We start from the raw sequence: 392 nt of genomic DNA, 5'->3' as shown, positions 1-392 counted from the left end.
AATCAGGAGCAGCAAATGATGATGGCGACGCTGGTGCATTATCATCGTAAAGCCATAAAACTGGATGATATGCCCCGCTTTACGCTGTTTAAGAAAAAACAGTATCTGCCGTTAATTCAGCTACTTCGGCTGGGCGTATTACTGAACAACCAGCGGCAGGCGACCACCACACCGCCGACGCTGCGGCTAACGACCGATGACAGCCACTGGACGTTATGTTTTCCGCATGACTGGTTCAGCCAGAATGCGCTGGTACTGCTTGATCTGGAAAAAGAACAGCAGTACTGGGAAGCGGTAACTGGCTGGCGTCTCAATATTGAGGAAGAAAGCTCGCCGGAGATCGCCGCGTAAATTGTGGATCAGACGCCGCGCTGCGGCGTCTGCCTTTACTG

Annotated in this window: 1 protein-coding gene; it reads left to right on the top strand. The window is 52.3% G+C overall.

Features of this window, described 5'->3' with window-relative positions; translation table 11 throughout:
• A partial coding sequence (locus tag ACEWB7_RS18555) for a hypothetical protein (protein ID WP_411581168.1) occupies positions 1 to 351 on the top strand: 351 nt, incomplete at its 5' end.
• Between the last annotated feature and the right edge of the window lie 41 nt (positions 352 to 392).

The sequence above is a fragment of the Acinetobacter sp. NIOH-H-8 genome (assembly GCF_046635365.1).
GTDB lineage: Bacteria > Pseudomonadota > Gammaproteobacteria > Pseudomonadales > Moraxellaceae > Acinetobacter.
This window is presented reverse-complemented; position numbering and strand designations above follow the sequence as displayed.